Origin of the sequence: Streptomyces mesophilus (assembly GCF_011044995.1) — a bacterium.
GTDB classification, from domain to species: Bacteria; Actinomycetota; Actinomycetes; order Streptomycetales; family Streptomycetaceae; genus Streptomyces; species Streptomyces mesophilus.
In genome coordinates this window covers 1-959 of sequence record NZ_JAAKZW010000475.1, presented here as the reverse complement: position 1 = coordinate 959, position 959 = coordinate 1, and the positions used below count along the sequence as shown (strand labels likewise).

The following is a 959-nucleotide window of genomic DNA, read 5'->3' as shown; positions in this document are numbered from 1 at the left end:
GGGGACGTGGGGGAGCCGCAAGGCAGCGGGACCGGAGAGGCCGGGGGGTCTTTTCCGGTCCCTTTGCCGTTTACGGAGCCGTTCTGCCGAGCCGTCCTGCCGTCTTACGGAGCCGTTCTGCCGAGCCGTCCTGCTGTCTTACGGAGCCGTCGTACGGGCCTTCCGGCAGCGGCCCGCGGCCGCGGCGGCGAGGCGGCCCAGGGCCTCCTCCTTGTTGCAGGCGTGGGCACCGAGGGCGACCTGGCGGGCGACGATCGTGCGCTCGGAGCGCATCAGGCGCCAGCCGCGGCGCAGCAGGAAGGGCACGGACTTGCGGCCCTCCTTCAGGTCCCGGAGGAATCGACGGCGGAACGTGGTGGACGGCCGGCCGCGCAGACACAGCGCGTCGGCGAGCACGCCCAGCTCACGGCAGCGGTCGACGAGCTCGGCCGCGAAGACTCCCTCGGCGATGAACAGGGGCGTGCGCTCGATGTCGAGCGCCTCCTCGCCCGTGCGCGAGCTGGTGGCGAGGTCGTAGACGGGCACGCGCGTACGTCCCGTACGGCAGAGCTCGACGATCGCCGCGACGGCGATGTCGGCGTCCCAGGAGGCGGGGGCGTCCCAGTCGATGTCCGTGCCGCCCGCCACGACCGGCAGGGTCGGGTCGTCGCCCTCTTTGTAGAAGTCGTCGAGGCGCAGCACCGGCAGACCGGAGCGGGCCGCGAGGCGCGATTTGCCGCCGCCGGAGGGGCCGCACAGCAGGACGACGCGGGTGGGTATCGGAGGGTGGGAGCTCACGGAACACCAGTGTGAGGCATGAGCCCGTTCGGCTCATCCCGGCGTACGTCCTTTGAAACGCACCTCACACCTCAACTACGCTGCGTTGCCTCACGATTACCGCACGAGGTGACCTCATGGCTCGACTGGTACGACGCAATGCAGCCCGGCACGCGGCGCCGAGGCGGGGTGGCGGGGTGCAT

At 71.4% G+C, this 959-nt stretch carries 1 protein-coding gene; it reads right to left on the bottom strand.

The features are described from left to right. Positions 1–138: 138 nt before the first annotated feature. Positions 139–777 (bottom strand): uridine kinase family protein, encoded by a 639-nt coding sequence (locus G6045_RS40650; RefSeq protein ID WP_328708105.1) that lies wholly within the window; start codon positions 775–777, stop codon positions 139–141. Positions 778–959 lie beyond the last annotated feature (182 nt).